Annotated in this window: 1 protein-coding gene; it reads right to left on the minus strand. The window is 39.4% G+C overall.

Going from position 1 to position 1,370, the window contains the following annotated elements; genetic code table 11:
* Nucleotides 1–15 precede the first annotated feature (15 nt).
* Entirely contained in the window at nucleotides 16–978 is a 963-nt protein-coding gene (locus QSE00_RS25115) for an endonuclease/exonuclease/phosphatase family protein (RefSeq protein WP_286108019.1), read from the minus strand.
* Nucleotides 979–1,370: the final 392 nt, after the last annotated feature.

Consider the following 1,370-nt stretch of genomic DNA (forward strand, 5'->3'; position numbering starts at 1 on the left):
TGTTTTATCGTTATTTTAAACTTTGAATTCCGCCCATAGCGGATAATGGTCCGATATGAGCCAAGAAAGGCTGTTTTTGGTCAATCCACGATTTTGAAGTGCTATTGGAACAAAATCATAGTTGCCTCCGTTCAGGAATTCCATTGAAAGCTTTGGCCCGTTCGGCGGGCCATCGAACCAGGCAATTTGATCATAGTACTTGGTTTGGTCAAAAATCGATCTCGTCACTTCCTTTTTCTGAAGCTGAGGGGGCACGTATAATCCTTCCGATAAGAACGTTTTGTCTAAAAGATCCCCGCGTTCATCTATATTGAAATCTCCCAGGGCAATCAGGTCATGATGATAGGCGTTCATGTCATTCGCCCAGCTTGATAACCATTTCGCGATTCCCTTTAACTCTTGGATACGGCTTTTTGGACTGTCCCCGTATAAAATATGCAAGGTCACCAAAATAAAAGTGTGCTTACCAGATTGAAAACTTACAGCGTAAGGAGATTGAACGAACTGTTTCGCCATTGCGCCTTCATTTATGTCGTCCTCCCATTCTTCAGGGACAACCAATTCTCCGGCAAGTCCGGACATTTGGACTCTTCTGGTGTCGAACAGGTAGGCCATGCGCTCCCCGTTACCAACCTTGCCCTTGTTAACATCCGTAAGTATTAAGGACCAATTATGGCCAAGTATTTTGAGTGTATCCCGTAAGGCCCTGATATTGTCCTTGACCTCTTGGACCGCGATCACATCGAACCTTTTGATAATCTCGGCAATGCAGAAAATGGAATGAAGATCACGCTTGGGAGTATCGTTTTCATCCGAATCCCATTTTCGGGTCAAATTTCCGAAGGCTCGAATATTCCATGAGGCAATCAATAAATTTTGGTCAAGTTTTTTTGGTGGAATCTTTGATTCCAGATCTGATCGTAATAGATCAAGATTTTCTAAGACCTCAATGGGCGGAATGTCGGTTATGGACTTCATTATTTAAATTTAAGCTATTTTCACGCTTATCACTCAGCTAATCATTGCAAACACCTTAATATTTGAAAATCCTTTATTTGAACTTTTATTTAGGAGTTCCTAGTTAAGTGTAGTTATTCTTGTTCCAAATTAGGGTAATAAATAATCCCATCAAACTTTATTGAATCAATCAATGCTCTCCAAATATCCTTTAAATTACCAACAAGGTAGAAATATAGTTTTGGTGTTGGCTCAAATGGGTCATACCATTTAACTAATTCACTATTGTTAAATACTAGTGATGCGTTAACTTTTTAAAATTTTATTCAATCCCTTTATACACGGGGAATTAAAAGCGTTCTTTGATTTTTTGATTTGATTTGGCGGATATCTTGGCGGTTTGTTAAAATGAC

Origin of the sequence: Arenibacter flavimaris, from assembly GCF_030291335.1 — a bacterium.
GTDB lineage: Bacteria > Bacteroidota > Bacteroidia > Flavobacteriales > Flavobacteriaceae > Arenibacter.